Origin of the sequence: Mesorhizobium erdmanii USDA 3471, assembly GCF_000472705.1 — a bacterium.
Classification (GTDB): domain Bacteria; phylum Pseudomonadota; class Alphaproteobacteria; order Rhizobiales; family Rhizobiaceae; genus Mesorhizobium; species Mesorhizobium erdmanii.
In genome coordinates this window covers 14,399-30,147 of sequence record NZ_AXAE01000041.1, presented here as the reverse complement: position 1 = coordinate 30,147, position 15,749 = coordinate 14,399, and the positions used below count along the sequence as shown (strand labels likewise).

Below are 15,749 nucleotides of genomic sequence, written 5' to 3'. Positions count from 1 at the left end.
GCTGACAACGACCGCTTGCCTCATCAAAAAAATCGAGCCACTGCTTGGAGATGTCGCAGCCGACATAGTTCTGCATTATCATGTCCACGCCTCTTCCTGTGGTGCGGGGTCTGCAGCTAACAGCCCCGTGCAACTGTTCAGGTTGATGGTTCACCGGTGGGAAGGAACCGAGCCATGCCACGGCCTGTCCAGAAATGGGCGACCAGGATCCCTTCGGTTTCCTTCCCACTTCGACCATAACACTGAACAAACACACAGGATCCCAGGTTCTCTGCGACGGAGCTTCGCCCTGGGATGACGAAATCCGTGGTCAGCTTTTATAAGAAGGAACTCGCCAATCCCGTTGGTAGTCGGGAAAAAATGGTGCCCAGAAGAGGACTCGAACCTCCACTCCTTGCGGAACACGGACCTGAACCGTGCGCGTCTACCAATTCCGCCATCTGGGCTGGTGCGGGCTCAATAAGCGGGCAAGCGATGGCTGTCAACGCGCTTTTTTCGGGGCTGCCGCTCGTCGGCTCAGTTTCGGGCGTTGGCGCCTCCCCTCACCTACCTGCCGACATCCTCTACCCGTATAGTGACGGGGAGAGGAACGCTCTTAACCCTCCAGCACTTCCTTCGACGCCACGGTCGAATCGGCGTTGAGCTGGTAGATGACCGGCACGCCGGTGCCGAGTTCCAGCTTGACGATCTCCTCGCCCGACTTGCCGTCGAGCGCCATGATCAGCGCGCGCAGCGAATTGCCGTGAGCGGCGACCAGCACGGTGCCGCCGCGCAGCACGTGCGGCTGCAAATCGTGCAGATAGTAGGGCCAGACGCGGGCGCCGGTGTCCTTCAGGCTCTCGCCGCCGGGCGGCGGCACGTCGTAGGAGCGGCGCCAGACATGCACCTGCTCCTCGCCCCACTTCTTGCGGGCGTCGTCCTTGTTGAGGCCGGAGAGGTCGCCATAGTCGCGCTCGTTGAGCGCCTGGTCGCGGATGGTCTTCAGGTCGCTCTGGCCGACCGCGTCGAGAATGTGCTGGCAGGTTTTCTGCGCCCGGGTCAGCGCCGAGGTGAAGGCGATGTCGAACTTCAGGCCGCGCGCCTTGAGCTTCTGGCCGGCGGCCTTGGCCTCGGCGTGGCCCTGCTCCGTCAGGTCGACATCGCGCCAGCCGGTGAACAGGTTCTTCAGGTTCCATTCGCTCTGGCCGTGGCGCACGAGCACGAGAGTTCTCGACATTTTTGCTCCTCTGGGATCTGAGAAATTCCAGGAAAAATGTTCACCGGAATTGCGTAAGGACGAAGATGGTTCAGGAACGTCTCAGGCGAGCCCGAGCACGTCCCGCATTGAGTAAAGGCCGGGCTTCTTGCCACGCCCCCAAAGCGCCGCCTTGACGGCGCCGCGGGCGAAGATGGCGCGGTCCTCGGCATGGTGGGACAGCGTGATGCGTTCGCCGGTGCCGGCCAGGATGACACTGTGATCGCCGACCACCGAGCCGCCGCGCAGCGTGGCAAAGCCGATCGAGCCTTCTCTTCGTACGCCCGTATGGCCGTCGCGTGAACGCACGTCGTTGCCGGCCAGCGCGATACCGCGCCCGGTGGCGGCGGCCTCGCCTAGCAGAAGTGCAGTGCCCGACGGCGCGTCGACCTTGTGCTTGTGGTGCATTTCGAGGATCTCGATGTCGAAATCACCGGCGTCGAGCGCCCGCGCCGCCTGTTCGACCAGCACCGCCAGCAGATTGACGCCAAGGCTCATATTGCCCGACTTGACGATGGTGGCGTGTCGCGCCGCCGCCGCGATACTGGCATTGTCTTGCGCCGAACAGCCGGTGGTGCCGATGACATGGACGATGCGCGCCTGCGCCGCGTAGCAGGCGAATTCGACCGTCGAGGCCGGCGTGGTGAAATCGAGCACACCATCGGCCTTGGCGAAGACCGGCAGCGGATCATCCGATATCGCCACGTCGATGCGGCCGACGCCGGCGAGTTCTCCTGCATCCTTGCCCAGATGGGGCGAATCCGCCCGCTCGACCGCGCCGATGACGCGGGCGCCCGGGATGGCGTGGATGGCGCGGATCAGCGTCTGGCCCATGCGGCCGGCCGCACCCACCACCACCAGGCCCATATCGCCTGTTTCGCTCATGTGCTCCTCACCGCAGTCTTTTTCGCGCGCGTGGTCCGGACCGGAGTTTGGATCGGCTTGCTGTCATCGACAAGCCCCAGCCCCTTCTTGCCCTGGATGCGGTGGAAGCGGGCATAAACGCTATGGGGGTCGGCCATCAGCGCGGCATGCGTGCCTTGCTCGACCAAACGTCCCTCTTCCAGCACGATGATGTGGTCGGCATTGACCACCGTCGACAGCCGATGCGCTATGACGATGGTGGTGCGGCCTTGCATGACATGGGTCAGCGCTTCCTGAACGCGGGCCTCCGCCTCGTTGTCGAGCGCCGATGTCGCCTCGTCGAGCAGCAGGATCGGCGCCTGGCGCACGATGGCGCGGGCGATCGAGACGCGCTGGCGCTGGCCGCCGGAAAGGGTCGAGCCGCCTTCGCCGACTGGCGTATCGTAACCTTGCGGCTGCTGGCGGATGAACTCGTCTGCGGCAGCCAGCTTTGCAGCCTGCTCGATCTCGGCGTCCGTGGCCGACAGGCGGCCGTAGCGGATGTTGTCGCGGATCGTGCCCTCGAACAGATAAGGCGCCTGCGCCACATAGGCGATCGACTGCCGCAGCGAATGCTTGGTCAACCTCGAGATGTCCTGGCCATCGACCGCGATGCTGCCCTGGTCGACGTCATAGAAGCGCTGCAAGAGCGCCACCAGCGTCGACTTGCCGGCGCCCGACGCACCGACGATCGCCGTCACCTTGCCGGCGGCGGCGGTAAAGCTCAGATCCCTCAGCACCGGCATGTCGGCGCTGTAGCCGAACGTCACATTGTCGAAGCGCACCTCACCGGTGGTGATCCTGGCCTCGACGGCATCGGGCGCGTCGCCCTGTTTCGGCTCCAGGTCGAGCAACTCGTAGATCATGCGGGCGTTGACCAGCGCACGTTCCATGCCCACCTGTGTGCGCGCCAGGCGTCTTGCCGGGTCATAGGCCATGATCAGCGCGGTGATGAAGGAAAACACCGCGCCAGGGGGCTGCCCGAGATACAGCGCCCGGTAGCCGGAATAGGCAAGCACGGAGGTAACGGCGAGACCGCCCAGTATCTCGGAAATCGGCGACAGCCGCTCCGAGACGCGGGCAATCTTGTTGTTACGCTGCTCGGCCGTATCCGCCATGATGCCGATGCGGCGGGCCAGCTCGGCCTCCAGGGTGAAGGCCTTGACGATAGCGATGCCTTGCGTGGCCTCCTGCACGGACCCGTTCAGCCGCGAATTGATCAACACGGAATCCCGGTTGATACGCCGCAGTCGGCGGGTGATGTAGACGACGGCCCAGATCAGCGGAGGGCCGATCAACAGCGAGCTTAGCGACAACACCGGATCCTGGTAGATCATGACGCCGACGAGGGCGACAAGCGTGACCGCGTCGCGGCTGATCGAGGTCAGTGTCAGCGACAGCAGATCGCGAACGCCGCCGACATTCTCGCTGACCTGTGCCGCCAGCCGGCCGGAGCGTGTATCGTTGAAGAAGTCGACACCGAGCTTCATCAGATGGTCGAAGCTGCGCTTCTGGTAGCGCGCGACCAGATTGTTGCCGATACTGGCCAACGCGACTGCCTGGCCGTAACCGGCGAAGCCGCGCAGCAGGGAGGCTCCCATGAAACCGGCGCAGATCAACCAGAGCATATCGCCGCGCCGTTCGTAGAAGATCTGGTTGATCATCGGGGCCATGATCCACGCCGTGAAGGCAGTGGTGCCGGAAACGATCAGCAGGCAAGAGACGGCAACGACATAGGTCCAGCGATACTCATTGCCGTTTTCTGCGAGGATGCGGCGGAGCACCGCTGTGACCTCGCCGGGCCGGGCTTTTTGTTTGTTTGGAGCTTGAAGTGTCAAATCGGGAGCGCTTTGTGGTTTTCCGCCTCGTGGGACCGGGCTGTAAATTCGGCACCCCTCTTAACGTCATGCAGCCGCATTGCCTATGCCCATGGCTGATTAACTTCGTCACGGGGGCTCAGGCGCGCCGGCCTGGAGCGCATATAGGCGCTTCCAGACGAAGAACTAGGCTTGCCAGCGCCGGCCCGCCGTCTGGACGCCGAACAGCGACGGGTTCCTCGCATAGGCGGCAAGGCCGAGAAGCGCGGCCAGCGGATGGGTGATGACATAGACCGGCATGGTGCGCATCAGCGCGCTGTGCGGCGCCTTGTCCTCGAAGGCGGCGCGGAAGTTGCCCGCCTTCAGCGCCGGTACGATCTTCTGCGCGATGCCGCCGGTCAAGAACACGCCGCCACGGCTCATGAACACCAGGGCCAGGTCGCCGGCGGTGCGCCCAAGGCAGGTGACGAAGGTTTCGAGCGCTTCCTCAGCCACCGGATCGGTCTTGGCCAACGCCGCGCCGGTGATCTCGGCCGGCGTGGTGAAGGGCGACGGCTTGCCGTCCGCCCGCGCCACTGCCCTATAGACGTTGACGAGGCCGCGCCCGCACAGGATCTGCTCGCCGGAAATGCGGCCCTCGAGCTTCTCGATATGCGGGAAAACCTCGAAATCGCGTGGCGTACGCGGGCCGATGTCCATATGGCCGCCCTCGCCGGGCACCGGAATCCAGCGGCGCAGCGCATGAACCAGACCGGCGACGCCGAGACCGGTGCCGGGCCCGAGCACCACGCGCCCGGCATTGGGTTCCGGCGTGCCGCCGCCGATCTTTTCCATATGCTCTTCGCCGAGCGCCACGACGGCCAGCGCCTGCGCCTCGAAATCGTTGAGCACGACGATGTCGCGCAGCCCGAGGCTCGCAAACATCTGCCTCGGCTTGACCACCCACGGGCAGTTGGTGAGTTCGATCTCGTCGCCGTCGACCGGACCGGCCACCGCCAGCACCGCCGAATTGGGGCGCACCGACGAGCGGTCGAGCACCGCCGCCTGGATCGCCTCGTCGATGGTGTTGAAATTGGCGGTCTGGACGATCTGCGGCTCGGTCGGTTCGGAATTGGCGTCGAGCACGATCGAGAAGCGCGCATTGGTGCCGCCAATGTCGCCGATCAGGATCGGAAACCGCAAGGACGTGTCGTCTTCGCCTGCCATGCTCTTCGTCCGCCTCGTTGTAGGCAGCCTCTCACCGCCCGGTCGTTGACTAGCGCATGGCCTCACAAAGGGAAAGCCGCTTCACTGCCAGTTTTCAAGCGCAGGCGCCGCGCCGGCTTCGGCGATCGGCTCGTCCGCGGAATTTTTGGACGCAGGAAATGACCCGCTGGCAATCAGTTCACCGGCGGCCGTGGCCGGGGAACGGGCGCGCCCATCCTGGGCGTTGCCGCGAAAGCATTTGCGGCGCCTGGCAGATCGCCGTCACTGGCCGGGGCGGTAGGCTGCGACGGCGTTTCCGGTTCGGGCCCCGCCACCGCGACCGGCACGGCGCCACCGTGATAGGTCGCGGCTTCGGCCGAGGGCGGCCCCGGCGCGTCGAGCACGGCGCGGCATTCCTTGGGCAGGTTGGCCATCGTCATCACGTCGCGGGCCTTCGGCGCATCCGGGTTCTTGTTGGGCCGCCAGGGCTCCTCGGTGAACCACCAGGCCAGCGGCTTGCCGCAGCCGTCATCATCCGGCGTCGCTTCCTGCCCTTTGCAGGTGGGCGAGCCCGGCTGGCAGCCGATGCGCATGTGGAAATGATAGTCGTGACCCCAGAACGGCCGGATCTTGCGCAGCCAGGTGCGGTCGCCCTTGACGGTGTCGCAGAGCTTTTTCTTGATGCCGGGATTGACCAGGATGCGCTCGACTTGCGGGTAGCTCGCGGCGCGCTTCAGCAGCGCCGTATGCTGCGGCGTCCACAGTGCGTCCTTCACCAGATGCGTCTTCTCGTCGACCATCAAGGTGGCGCTCATCGATTCGCGCTGCGCCCTGGTCATGGTGCGGTCAGGCATCGGCGTCAGCCAGATGTCGGCATCGAGGCCGATCTGGTGCGAGGCGTGGCCGGTCAGCATCGGACCGCCGCGTGGCTGGGCGATGTCGCCGATCAGAAGGCCCGGCCAGCCGTCGGCGACCGCATCGCGCGACAGCCTTTCGATCAGCGCGATCATCGCCGGATGGCCCCAGCGGCGGTTGCGCGATGGCCGCATGACCTGCCAGGTCGGGCCGTCCATGGGGATGGCGACACCGCCGGCAAAGCAGCCCTTGGAATAGAAGCCGAAGGATTGCGGGGCGGTTGCGGTCGGCAGTTTTTCGGCGCCGAACAGGTCTTTCGCGCGTTCCTCGGCCATTGCCGGCTGGGCCGTCAGGCCGGCCAGGGCGAAAAGGCCAAGTGCTGCCGCCAGCAACGCATTTCTGCCGGAAAGCGATCGCGCCGATGATTTCATGAACCGCACCCCCGCGCCTCCAACCGCCCGAATCATACCACGCTTCGATCGCCGGAGCGGTCCCCGTTCTGGTGAAACAGTGACTGCTCCAGCTCATTTTTTGATGCAATTCCTGAGGGAAAACCGTGTCACACTTTTCCTGGAATTGCTTTAGCCCCTCATTTGGCTGCGCGCCTCGCCGTCGCGCCAGTCGCCGCTTGCCCACATCTCATCAAAGGCGGCGCGGTAGTCCGGGAAGCGAAAACGATAGCCCGTCGCCTTGATCGCCGCATTGGCGACACGCTTGTTCTCGCCATAGAAGGACCGCGCCATGGGCGAAAGTTGGGCGGTGTCGAAAGGAATTTCGGGCGGCGGCTCGACGCCCATCAGCGACGCGGCATAGGCGACGACATCCTGCGGCGGCGCCGGCTCATCGTCGGTGACGTTGAAAATGCCGCCTTTGTTGGCTTCGACAAGCTGCCAGAGCGCGCCGGCAATATCGTCGCAATGGATGCGGTTGAACACCTGGCTGGCCTTGACCAGCCGCCTTGCCGTGCCGTTCTCCAGATTGACCAAGGCGTTGCGGCCCGGGCCATAGATGCCGGACAGGCGCAGGATCGCCACCGGCCGGTCGATCTGTTCGCCGAGCTTCAGCCACGCCTGCTCCGCCTCGACCCGCATGACGGAGCGTTTCGACACCGGCCGGCACGCGGCCGTTTCGTCGACCCAGGCACCCTGATAGTCGCCATAAACGCCGACGGTCGAAAGATAGCCGATCCATTCGAGCGCCGGCATCCCCGTGATTGCCTCCCGGGCGACATTCAGCACGGGATCGCCGGCCTCTTCCGGGGCAACGGAAATCACCAGATGCGTGGCCTCTCGCAGCGCCTCGCCGATTTCGTCCGTCAACGCGCCATCGAACAGCAGCGGGGCGATGCCGGCCTGGCGCAGCGCCGCGAATTTTTCCTCGGAACGGGTCGTGCCAAGGATTTCGGCGGCACCCTTGCTGGCGCGGGCAAAGGCCTTGCCTGAATAGCCCGCGCCGAAGATGACGATGTGCTTTTCGCTCATGCATGTGCCCTGTCTGGCTGTGCCAGACGCCATTCGTCACGCACCGCCGCATCTCTCTCGGTCTTCAGGCCGGCCGCGGCCCGCTCGGAATATTCGGCATCCGGCACCAGCCGCGCCAGCGCCCATATTGCCGCGCCCCGCACCAGCGGCGAGGCGTCACCTAGCAAGGCACGCACCGTTTCGGCCAACGCCGGCTCGCCGGAATTGCCGGCGGCGATCAGCACGTTGCGGACGAAGCGGTCGCGGCCGATGCGCTTTATCGGCGACCCGGAAAACAAGGCGCGGAAGGCCGCGTCGTCCAGACGCAAGAGATCGGCGAGCGCCGGCTCGCGCAAATCGTCGCGCGCGGCGAGTTTTGCCTCCGATGCGGCCCGGGCGAACTTGTTCCAGGGGCAGGCGGCCAGGCAATCGTCGCAGCCGTAGATGCGGTTGCCGATCTTTTCGCGGAATTCGTGCGGAATCGGCCCTTTGTTCTCGATGGTCAGGTAAGAAATGCAGCGCCGCGCATCCAGCCTGTAGGGCGCCGGGAAGGCGTCGGTCGGACAGGCATCGAGGCAGGCGCGGCAGGAGCCGCAATGGTCGATCTCGGCGCGATCGGGCGCAAGTTCGGCCGTGGTGAAGATGGTGCCGAGGAACAGCCAGGAGCCGTGTTCGCGGCTGACCAGATTGGTGTGCTTGCCCTGCCAGCCGAGCCCGGCGGCCTCGGCCAAAGGCTTTTCCATCACCGGCGCCGTGTCGACGAAGACTTTCACGTCGCCGCCCGCCCGCGCGACGATCTTGCCGGCGATTTCCTTCAGCCGACCCTTCATCACCTCGTGATAGTCGCGGTTTTTCGCGTAGACCGAGATGGCGCCGCGATCCCGCTTGGCCAGCAGATCGCGCGGATCATGGTCGGGGCCGTAATTCATCGCCAGCACGATGATCGAGCGCACGTCGGGCCAGAGCGTGGAGGGCGCGCTGCGTCGCGCAATCGTCTCGGCGATCCATTCCATCGAGCCGTGAAACCCGTCGGCGACGAATTCGGCCAGGCGCGCCGGCGCCAGCGGGATCGCATCGGGAGCGGTGACCGCTATGGCGTCGAAGCCGGCGCGATGCGCCTCCGCGTCGATCAGCGCGCGCAGCTTCGCGGCTCTTTCTATTTCAGCATGATCTTTTCGGAAAACCGGGGCCACTTTTCCGGATCATGCTTTAGAAGTCGAGGTCCGCATAATGCGACACCGGCGACAGGCCGCGTACGCGGTCGGTCAGGAGCGGCCGGAAGGAGGGCCGCGACTTGACCCTTGTGTACCATTCGCGCGCCGCGGCGTGTTCGCGCCAGTCGATCTCGCCGAGATAGTCGAGCACCGACAGCGTCGCGGCGGCCGCCAGATCGGCATAGGTGACCCTGCCGCCGGCCAGCCAGTGGCGGGTGCCGGCCAGCCAGTTGGTGTATTTCATATGCTGGCGGATGTTGGCGCGCGCGGCGCGGATCGCGCCCGAATCGGGTGAACCACCGCCCGCCGTCTCCGGCATGACCGGCTTCAGCACGCGTTCGCGCACCAGGTGGCGGGTAACTTCGCTCTCGGCCTTGTTGAGGTACCAGTCGGTCAGCCGGCGGATTTCGGCGCGCTGCATCGGATCCTCGGCGAAGAGACGTTTGTCGCGCTTCAAGACGCCGCGCGTCTCGTCGAGATATTCGGCAATGACGGTCGCACCGACGATCGGCACGTCGCCTTCGGCGAGCAGGATCGGCAGTGTGCCGGCCGGGTTGAGCGCCAGAAACTCCTTGCGCCGCGTCCACGGCTTTTCCTCGATCAGCGCCAGCTCCTCGCCATATTCGCCGAAAGCGAGGCGGACGAAGCGGCAGGTGGCGAACATGGGATGGTGGAAAAGCGTCAGCATGGTTCCGCGATGATAAAGCGCACGAGTGTGGACTGGCGAATCGCCGGGCGCACCGGTAAGTCTTGGCCGCCCGGTTAGCGGGCCGTCAGGGTGTTGCGACCTATAGGGGGACTTCAACGCCATGACAAGCAAGCCGTTCTGTTAGCCGTCGCGCAAAGCCGAGGTAGCCATGGAAAGCCAGACCATCGTCGAAGCCCTGCTACTCGGCCTGCTGGAAGGGCTGACCGAGTTCATCCCGGTGTCGTCGACCGGCCATATCCTGCTCGCCGGCCATTTCCTCGGCTTCCATTCGACCGGCAAGGCCTTCGAGATCCTGATCCAGCTCGGCGCCATCCTGGCGATCTTGAGCGTCTATTTCCGGCGCCTGTGGCAGATGCTGCTCGACCTGCCGCATGACCGGCTGACGCGGCATTTCGTCATCGGCATCCTGATCGCCTTCCTGCCGGCGGCGATCATCGGCGCGCTGGCGCATGATTTCATCAAGACGGTGCTGTTCGAATCGCCACGGCTGATCTGCATCATGCTGATTATCGGCGGCGTCGTGCTCTTGGCGGTCGACCGCATGAACCTCAAGCCGGTCTATCGCGACGTCGAGCGCTTCCCGACCAGGCTTTACCTGCAGATCGGCCTGTTCCAGTGCCTGTCGCTGATCCCCGGCACGTCGCGCTCCGGCTCGACCATCGTCGGCGCGCTGCTTCTGGGCGTCGACAAGCGGGCGGCGGCGGAATTTTCCTTCTTCCTCGCCATCCCGACCATGGTCGGCGCCTTCGCCTTCGACCTGTTCAAGAACCGCAACGTGCTGACCACGGCCGATCTGCCGATCATCGCCATCGGCTTCGTCGCCGCCTTCTTCACGGCACTGGTCGTGGTGCGCTACCTGCTCGATTACGTCTCGCGCAATGGCTACTCGCTGTTCGGCTGGTGGCGGCTGGTGGTGGGAATCGTCGGTCTGGTGGCGCTGATGGTCTGGGGGTGAAGGCTTCTACGCCTTCGGAGAGGGACTGCCCCCTCAATTCCGCCCATAAAACGCATTCGGGACATGCACCGGCCAGCGCCAGGGCAGCACCGCGATCATGTCGAAGCGCATCGACAACTTGCCGTAGTCCGGCTGCCGCGACAGCCAGATGTCGGCCGCCCCTTCGATGCGGCGCTCCGATTCGTGGCCGATCGCCTCCATCGCTTCCATCAGCGTGCGCCGCGCCTTGACCTCGACGAACAGCACCAGATCGCCGCGCCGCGCGATCAGGTCGATCTCGCCGAAGCGGGTGCGATGGCGGCGCGCCAGGATGCGGTAGCCCTTCAGCATCAGCGCCATTGCCGCCAGCCATTCGCCGCGATGGCCGCGCCGATAGGCTTTCTGGCGGCTGGCGCTCGGGCGCTCAGCCACCGCCGCCCTCGCCCGAGGCATCCCTGAGTTCCAGCAGCCGCCTGTACAACGCCTGTTTCTGGCCGCCAGTCATCTTCGCCGCTTCGGCCGCCGCCTTGGAGGCCGGCATTTCGGCGGCGAGCGAGAGCAGCAGCCGATCGATGTCCTCGGGCTCGTCCGCCTTGGCCTCGGCCGGGCCGATACAGACGACGATCTCGCCCTTCGGCGTATCGGCCGCCGCATAATGGTCGGCGAGCGCCCGCAGCGTGCCTGTGCGCATTTCCTCGAAGGTCTTGGTCAGCTCCCGGCCAATCGCGGCCTTTCGCTCGCCGCCGAGCGCCTCGACCATGGCGCCGAGGGATTCGGCCAACCGGCGTGGCGATTCGAAGAAGATGAGCGTTGCCGGCACGGCCTTCAGCGCCTCCAGCCGGGTCAGCCGCTGGCCAACCTTCACCGGCAGGAAGCCGGCGAACAGGAAGGCGTCCGACGGCAGGCCGGATGCCGTCAGCGCGGCCAGCGGCGCCGAGGGGCCGGGGATCGGCACGACGCGAATAGCCTGCTCCAGCGCCTCACCGACCAGCCGGTAACCGGGATCGGAGACCAGTGGCGTGCCGGCATCGGAGATCAGCGCCACGCTTTGTCCGCCTTGAAGTGCCGCGATCAGCTTCGGCCCGGCCTCGCCGGCATTGTGCTCGTGATAGGCCGTGGTGCGGCGACGGATGCCGTAGCGGTCGAGCAGCACGCGCGACACCCGCGTGTCCTCGCAGGCGACGATGTCGGCGGCGGCCAGCGTTTCCAACGCGCGCAGCGTGATGTCGGCGAGATTGCCGATCGGGGTCGCCACCAGATAGAGCGCCGGCTCCAGCGGGCGCGCCGAAATCTCGGTCTGCCCGACCACATAGCTGCGCTTGCCCGTCTCATCCGTCACTGATGCCGTCTCCATTCAGCCTGTCCGGCCTGCCAAAGCTTGTCGGCCTGCCCTGTTTGGCCTGCCAAACCCTTGTTTGGCATGGCTAGCGCTCCCTTGCAAAAGCTCACTCCGATCGGCCGAAGAGCCGCATTTCAAGATGCGGTTCCGCGACCCTGGCGGGTGCGAGCAGGCCGCGCACCTTGGCCAGCCGTTTCAGCAGCCGGCTGTACGTCCAGTGGACTACCCGGCCGTCGGCGAGGTCAAACTCAACCCTGGCCCATCGCCTGATCGGAGCCTTTCCTGTCGGAGGCCCCAACCTTCGTATCTGGAAACCGAGCCTGACATTGCTACCGGCCATCGAAAGATAGATGCCGGGCACCGTTCCCAATACGCGCCATAGCCGTGCGACGTGCTCGATCGGCATTGTGGGAAGCACCATCATATGGTCGGGCTCGAGCTCGGCCCAGATGAATTCACCCGCCGGCTGTGGCATCCCCGACAGGGCGCCTCGGCAATAGGCCGGCACCGCACCGCTGACAAGCATCCTGAAAGCGGTTGCGGTGGCGTGGGCCAGGCTCTGCCTCGACACCCAATCCTCGTCCGAAAACGCCACCTGTGCGAGAATGTCACCCTCGTCGTAAGCCGCCGACATCCTGTGCAACGTCACCCCGCCATAAACCGCATGCTGGCCGTCGACGACCAGGCGATGGACAGGGTGCGGACCACGGTAATTGGGAAGCAGCGCCGGATGAAGATTGAGCCCGCCCTTGCGAAACCCGGCAAGCACGTCTTGCGGAACCAGGTTCGGGAACGCGTATGAGATCAGCACGTCGGCGCCGATCCCGGACAATGGGCGCCCAAGTGCGTCCCAGTCATACGGCTTGCCGAATTCGATCAGCCTGACCTCGGAATTACCCAGGTATCGTTTGAGCAGGCGCTTGCGCTGCAGCCTTCGTCGGACGTTGCCAACGCTGAAGCTCGTCGGCCGGCGCCGGAAGCCAGGCACGACGATGGCGCCGATCCGGTTGCCGGATTCCACCCATCCGGCAAGCAGCGGGCCGGTATGCCTATCGATGTTCAGCAGGAAAACTGCCGTGATCGGTTCATTCTGGCCGACATCATCGATTCCAGTCGATGTAGAGGGAGGCTGCCCCATCCTATCGAGCCCTTCGCCATCATTGCACGAAGCAAAGAAACAGCAGTGCAGCGGTTGCCTTCGGCCGGCAACCGAAAAGCTCTCGGCTTCGGCGGGAATATCCGCCGCCGCGTGCCCCCAGTGTCGTTGCGACTTGACAAGATGGGACGGCGCACGTCATTTCTGCAGTCGAGGGAAAGCGGGGAATATGCCATGAAGAAAATCTACGAGAAGCCTGCGCTGGTTAAGAGAGAGCGGCTGTCGGCTGTCGCCGCCGTTACCGTGTCGCCTCCGTCCAAGACGCCGCCACCCTGATCTGAGGTCGATTGGTGTGATACCGAAAGCCCGCTGGTTCCGTCCGGCGGATTTTTTGTTTGTCGAGCAGAGCTTCGATGCATGGCGGATCCCTCGGCGCAGCTCATCAGCAACCTTGCGATCGGAGCCCAGTCGTGGCGACGGTCACGATGTGAAAAACACGCCATTCCTTTGCCACAGTGGGGAACGAAACCGTCATTGGCAGATTTAGCCCCTGATTCCCCGGGAGGACAGGATGGACAGTCTCAAGATACAGGACGCTTTCGAACCTTACTATGCCGGCCGCAAGCGCGTTGCCGCCCCCAGGGACAAGCGCTTGACCGCCAAGACCGACACCAGCCTGACCGAGCGGGCGACGACCGCCCTGCCGACGAATGTCAGGCTTTGCGACAACGAACCACAAAGCACGACGGAGCACTGACCGGACGATGCCCAATCGCTTTGATATCTTCATCACTCGTCTTGAAACGAAAAGTGCCAGGGAAGGCGTGCCGCCGCATCCGATGAACGACCAGCATAGCGTGCGCCGCGAAAAGGCCGACGCCAAAACGGCCCGGAACGGACAGGCACATGCCGAGAAGGATCGCGGCAAGCGCCGTTTCAAGCACGACGCCTGACCAACGCGGCCTCCTTGACTGCCCTTGCCTCGTCACCGTGGGCGGACGAGCGCAAACTTGAGGACGACGAGGGCCCGGTTAACGCCAGATAGCGTGAAACGCGCGCCTTCAGAAGGTCGATCAGTTCCATATCCATGAATTCATAGTTGTCAGGGATATCGAGGCAGATGATCCGGGCCTTGTTCAGGCTCGTCTTGAATCTCTTCTGCAGCTTGGTGCGGTGCACCTTTTCCATGACGAAGATGATGTCGGCCCAGGCGACGAGGTCATGCGTCAGCGGCGTATCGGCATCGTGATTGGTTCCAGCCGACGCGACCTCGATATCCCGGCGCGTGGAAAACACCTGCTCGGCGGTCGGGCTGCGCAAGCGGTTCTGGCTGCAGACGAAGAGGACGTTTTTCAAAAGCTTCTTGGCTTCCCGGCTCAGCGTCGCCGTGGCAACGGCATTACTCATCGAACATTTCGCGTATCGACTTGGTCAGCGGTAGATACTCGTCAGGGGTCAATCCGTAGAGTTCGAACTCTACCGCGTGCTCGCGTGGCAATACCCGCAGATTTATGCCGACATAGGTAAGAAAACCACGGATCACATCGAATTCAGTCATGCCGGATCGTTTTATGTCGGAGATGACTTTCTGGTTTTTGATGATTACGGCGCGAGCTCGATAGAGATCTTCGTTGTCCTGTGGCTTCGAGATTTCGCTCAATCCAAACTCGAAAACATCATCCGTGTTCAGTGTGCGCAGCGTCTCGTGGATCAGGAACTTCATCGCACACCAGAATTGGAAATGGCGCCACAGCCTTCGACCAAAGCTAGCCGAACCTCTACCATCTTTGCCCCAGTCGATAAATCATCCACCGGTGGCTTGGACCCTGTCCTACCGCGCCAGATCCGCGACCACGGCGTCGAGAACGATCATGCCGGCCGGCGTGGCGCGCAGGCGCGCATTGCCGATCGGCGCCACCAGCCCCTCGCCCTGCAGCACCGACAGCCGGGCCGTCGACAGGCCGCGGCCGGAAAACGCCTCGTAACGTGAGAGGTCGATGCCCTCGGCCAGTCGCAACCCCATCAGCAGGAATTCGTCGGCCTCCTCCGAGCGCGTCAGGATCTCGCCGCCGGTGACGCCATGGCCCTTGGCTTCGACCAGATTGGCCCAGGTTTCAGGCATCCGTTCGGCGATGGTGACCGTGCGGCGGCCATGCTCGACGAAGCGGCCATGCGCGCCGGGGCCGACGCCGACATATTCGCCATAGCGCCAGTAGGTCAGATTGTGACGGCTCTCGGCGCCTGGCCGAGCATGGTTGGAAATCTCGTAGGCCGGCAGACCATGCGCGGCAGTGATCTCCTGCGTCAACGCATAGAGATCGGCGGCGTGGTCGTTGTCGGGGATGACGAATTTCTTCGCTGCGTGCAGCGCATGGAAGGGCGTGCCTTCCTCGATGGTCAGCTGGTAGAGCGAGAGATGGTCGGCGGCATGGCCGATCGCCTGTTCGAGTTCCGCTGCCCAAGCCTCCGGCGTCTGGCCGGGCCGCGCATAGATCAGGTCGAAGGAGAGGCGCGGGAAGATTTCCCGGGCCAGGCCGATGGCGTGCAGCGCTTCGTCGACATTGTGCAGGCGGCCGAGGAAGCGCAAATCCTTGTCGTTCAGCGCCTGCACGCCGAGCGAGACGCGGTTGACACCAGCCGCCCGGTAGCCGCGGAAGCGTTCGGCCTCGACCGAGGAGGGGTTGGCCTCCAGCGTCACCTCGATGCCGTCGGGCACGGTCCAGTTCTTCGCCACGGCCTCCAGAACCCTGGCCACCGTTTCCGGCTTCATCAGCGACGGCGTGCCGCCGCCGAGGAAGATGCTGGTCACCTCGCGCGGCCCGGTGCGCTGACGCATCGTTGCCAGTTCCGCCTCGAAGGCAGCGGCAAAGCGCTCCTGGTCGACTGGCTGGTGACGGACATGGCTGTTGAAGTCGCAATAGGGGCATTTGGCCGCGCAGAACGGCCAATGGACGTAGACGCCGAAGCCGGGGCCGCGGTCCAGTGGCATGGTCATGCCGGGTC

Annotated in this window: 18 protein-coding genes, 1 tRNA gene and 1 pseudogene; 4 read left to right on the top strand and 16 right to left on the bottom strand. The window is 64.5% G+C overall.

Annotation, left to right across the window (positions count from 1 at the left end):
- The 10 genes from A3AU_RS1000000140165 to A3AU_RS0126535 all read right to left on the bottom strand — a co-directional run.
- Nucleotides 1-181: hypothetical protein (locus tag A3AU_RS1000000140165; protein WP_209444669.1), on the bottom strand; the 181-nt coding region annotated here is incomplete at its 3' end.
- A 180-nt stretch (nt 182-361) separates the two neighbouring features.
- Nucleotides 362-446 (bottom strand) — tRNA-Leu (locus tag A3AU_RS0126575).
- A gap of 149 nt (nt 447-595) precedes the next feature.
- A complete protein-coding gene (locus A3AU_RS0126570) occupies nt 596-1,216 on the bottom strand; it encodes a 2,3-bisphosphoglycerate-dependent phosphoglycerate mutase (protein WP_027055589.1) in 621 nt (206 codons plus the stop codon).
- 81 nt (nt 1,217-1,297) lie between these two features.
- Nucleotides 1,298-2,119 carry a 4-hydroxy-tetrahydrodipicolinate reductase gene (gene dapB, locus A3AU_RS0126565; RefSeq protein ID WP_027055588.1) on the bottom strand — a complete coding sequence of 274 codons (822 nt, stop codon included), beginning with the start codon at nt 2,117-2,119 and terminating at the stop codon, nt 1,298-1,300.
- Nucleotides 2,116-3,975: an ABC transporter ATP-binding protein gene (locus A3AU_RS0126560; RefSeq protein ID WP_051355479.1), complete on the bottom strand. Its 1,860-nt coding sequence runs from the start codon at nt 3,973-3,975 to the stop codon at nt 2,116-2,118. Before A3AU_RS0126560 ends, dapB begins: the two co-directional genes overlap by 4 nt.
- A 165-nt stretch (nt 3,976-4,140) precedes the next feature.
- The gene (locus A3AU_RS0126555; RefSeq protein WP_027055586.1) at nt 4,141-5,160 is read right to left on the bottom strand and encodes a glucokinase; all 1,020 of its coding nucleotides are present in this window, start codon (nt 5,158-5,160) and stop codon (nt 4,141-4,143) included.
- A gap of 173 nt (nt 5,161-5,333) precedes the next feature.
- Nucleotides 5,334-6,425, bottom strand: a complete 1,092-nt coding sequence (gene mepA / locus A3AU_RS0126550; RefSeq protein ID WP_027055585.1) for a penicillin-insensitive murein endopeptidase — start codon at nt 6,423-6,425, stop codon at nt 5,334-5,336.
- A gap of 150 nt (nt 6,426-6,575) precedes the next feature.
- Nucleotides 6,576-7,475, bottom strand: coding sequence for an SDR family oxidoreductase (locus tag A3AU_RS0126545; RefSeq protein WP_027055584.1), 900 nt, complete (start codon nt 7,473-7,475; stop codon nt 6,576-6,578).
- Entirely contained in the window at nt 7,472-8,647 is a 1,176-nt protein-coding gene (gene queG, locus A3AU_RS0126540; RefSeq protein WP_245235579.1) for a tRNA epoxyqueuosine(34) reductase QueG, read from the bottom strand. Before queG ends, A3AU_RS0126545 begins: the two co-directional genes overlap by 4 nt.
- Nucleotides 8,648-8,663: 16 nt before the next feature.
- Nucleotides 8,664-9,356, bottom strand: a complete 693-nt coding sequence (locus A3AU_RS0126535) for a glutathione S-transferase family protein (protein WP_027055582.1) — start codon at nt 9,354-9,356, stop codon at nt 8,664-8,666.
- Between the two features lie 169 nt (nt 9,357-9,525).
- On the opposite strand from A3AU_RS0126535, the gene A3AU_RS0126530 reads away from it, so the two are divergent.
- On the top strand, nt 9,526-10,332 hold the full coding sequence (locus tag A3AU_RS0126530; protein ID WP_027055581.1) for an undecaprenyl-diphosphate phosphatase: 807 nt from the start codon (nt 9,526-9,528) through the stop codon (nt 10,330-10,332).
- Between the two features lie 33 nt (nt 10,333-10,365).
- Here the strand turns inward: A3AU_RS0126530 and A3AU_RS0126525 are convergent, their stop codons facing one another.
- The 3 genes from A3AU_RS0126525 to A3AU_RS0126515 form a co-directional block, all read right to left on the bottom strand.
- Nucleotides 10,366-10,743 carry a YraN family protein gene (locus A3AU_RS0126525; RefSeq protein ID WP_027055580.1) on the bottom strand — a complete coding sequence of 126 codons (378 nt, stop codon included), beginning with the start codon at nt 10,741-10,743 and terminating at the stop codon, nt 10,366-10,368.
- Complete coding sequence (gene rsmI / locus A3AU_RS0126520) at nt 10,736-11,665, bottom strand: 16S rRNA (cytidine(1402)-2'-O)-methyltransferase (RefSeq protein ID WP_051355478.1); 930 nt, start codon at nt 11,663-11,665, stop codon at nt 10,736-10,738. The genes A3AU_RS0126525 and rsmI overlap by 8 nt, the downstream gene beginning before the upstream one ends.
- Nucleotides 11,666-11,756: 91 nt before the next feature.
- Nucleotides 11,757-12,671, bottom strand: a complete 915-nt coding sequence (locus A3AU_RS0126515) for a formyltransferase family protein (protein ID WP_161633539.1) — start codon at nt 12,669-12,671, stop codon at nt 11,757-11,759.
- A 24-nt stretch (nt 12,672-12,695) separates the two neighbouring features.
- On the opposite strand from A3AU_RS0126515, the gene A3AU_RS1000000139585 reads away from it, so the two are divergent.
- The 3 genes from A3AU_RS1000000139585 to A3AU_RS0126505 all read left to right on the top strand — a co-directional run bounded on the left by A3AU_RS1000000139585 (nt 12,696) and on the right by A3AU_RS0126505 (nt 13,699).
- On the top strand, nt 12,696-13,082 hold the full coding sequence (locus A3AU_RS1000000139585; RefSeq protein ID WP_161633538.1) for a hypothetical protein: 387 nt from the start codon (nt 12,696-12,698) through the stop codon (nt 13,080-13,082).
- A 235-nt stretch (nt 13,083-13,317) separates the two neighbouring features.
- Complete coding sequence (locus A3AU_RS0126510; protein ID WP_027055577.1) at nt 13,318-13,503, top strand: hypothetical protein; 186 nt, start codon at nt 13,318-13,320, stop codon at nt 13,501-13,503.
- Nucleotides 13,504-13,510: 7 nt separating this feature from the next.
- A complete protein-coding gene (locus A3AU_RS0126505) occupies nt 13,511-13,699 on the top strand; it encodes a hypothetical protein (protein WP_027055576.1) in 189 nt (62 codons plus the stop codon).
- An 85-nt stretch (nt 13,700-13,784) separates the two neighbouring features.
- Here the strand turns inward: A3AU_RS0126505 and A3AU_RS01000000136155 are convergent.
- The 3 genes and pseudogenes from A3AU_RS01000000136155 to hemW all read right to left on the bottom strand — a co-directional run.
- Nucleotides 13,785-14,102: pseudogene (locus tag A3AU_RS01000000136155) on the bottom strand (low molecular weight protein tyrosine phosphatase family protein); the annotation flags it as partial.
- Nucleotides 14,103-14,145: 43 nt separating this feature from the next.
- On the bottom strand, nt 14,146-14,469 hold the full coding sequence (locus A3AU_RS0126495; protein WP_027055575.1) for a hypothetical protein: 324 nt from the start codon (nt 14,467-14,469) through the stop codon (nt 14,146-14,148).
- A 108-nt stretch (nt 14,470-14,577) separates the two neighbouring features.
- On the bottom strand, nt 14,578-15,741 hold the full coding sequence (gene hemW, locus A3AU_RS0126490) for a radical SAM family heme chaperone HemW (RefSeq protein ID WP_081709682.1): 1,164 nt from the start codon (nt 15,739-15,741) through the stop codon (nt 14,578-14,580).
- Nucleotides 15,742-15,749: the final 8 nt, after the last annotated feature.

Bases quoted from the DNA above. Each gene is read 5' to 3' on its own strand.
- A3AU_RS1000000139585 (WP_161633538.1), top strand. From the start codon at position 12,696: ATGCCTATCGATGTTCAGCAGGAAAACTGCCGTGATCGGTTCATTCTG.
- A3AU_RS0126570 (WP_027055589.1), bottom strand. From the start codon at position 1,216: ATGTCGAGAACTCTCGTGCTCGTGCGCCACGGCCAGAGCGAATGGAAC.
- A3AU_RS0126530 (WP_027055581.1), top strand. From the start codon at position 9,526: ATGGAAAGCCAGACCATCGTCGAAGCCCTGCTACTCGGCCTGCTGGAA.
- dapB (WP_027055588.1), bottom strand. From the start codon at position 2,119: ATGAGCGAAACAGGCGATATGGGCCTGGTGGTGGTGGGTGCGGCCGGC.
- mepA (WP_027055585.1), bottom strand. From the start codon at position 6,425: ATGAAATCATCGGCGCGATCGCTTTCCGGCAGAAATGCGTTGCTGGCG.
- A3AU_RS0126505 (WP_027055576.1), top strand. From the start codon at position 13,511: ATGCCCAATCGCTTTGATATCTTCATCACTCGTCTTGAAACGAAAAGT.
- A3AU_RS0126495 (WP_027055575.1), bottom strand. From the start codon at position 14,469: ATGAAGTTCCTGATCCACGAGACGCTGCGCACACTGAACACGGATGAT.
- A3AU_RS0126555 (WP_027055586.1), bottom strand. From the start codon at position 5,160: ATGGCAGGCGAAGACGACACGTCCTTGCGGTTTCCGATCCTGATCGGC.
- rsmI (WP_051355478.1), bottom strand. From the start codon at position 11,665: ATGGAGACGGCATCAGTGACGGATGAGACGGGCAAGCGCAGCTATGTG.
- A3AU_RS0126545 (WP_027055584.1), bottom strand. From the start codon at position 7,475: ATGAGCGAAAAGCACATCGTCATCTTCGGCGCGGGCTATTCAGGCAAG.
- A3AU_RS0126535 (WP_027055582.1), bottom strand. From the start codon at position 9,356: ATGCTGACGCTTTTCCACCATCCCATGTTCGCCACCTGCCGCTTCGTC.
- A3AU_RS0126510 (WP_027055577.1), top strand. From the start codon at position 13,318: ATGGACAGTCTCAAGATACAGGACGCTTTCGAACCTTACTATGCCGGC.
- hemW (WP_081709682.1), bottom strand. From the start codon at position 15,741: ATGACCATGCCACTGGACCGCGGCCCCGGCTTCGGCGTCTACGTCCAT.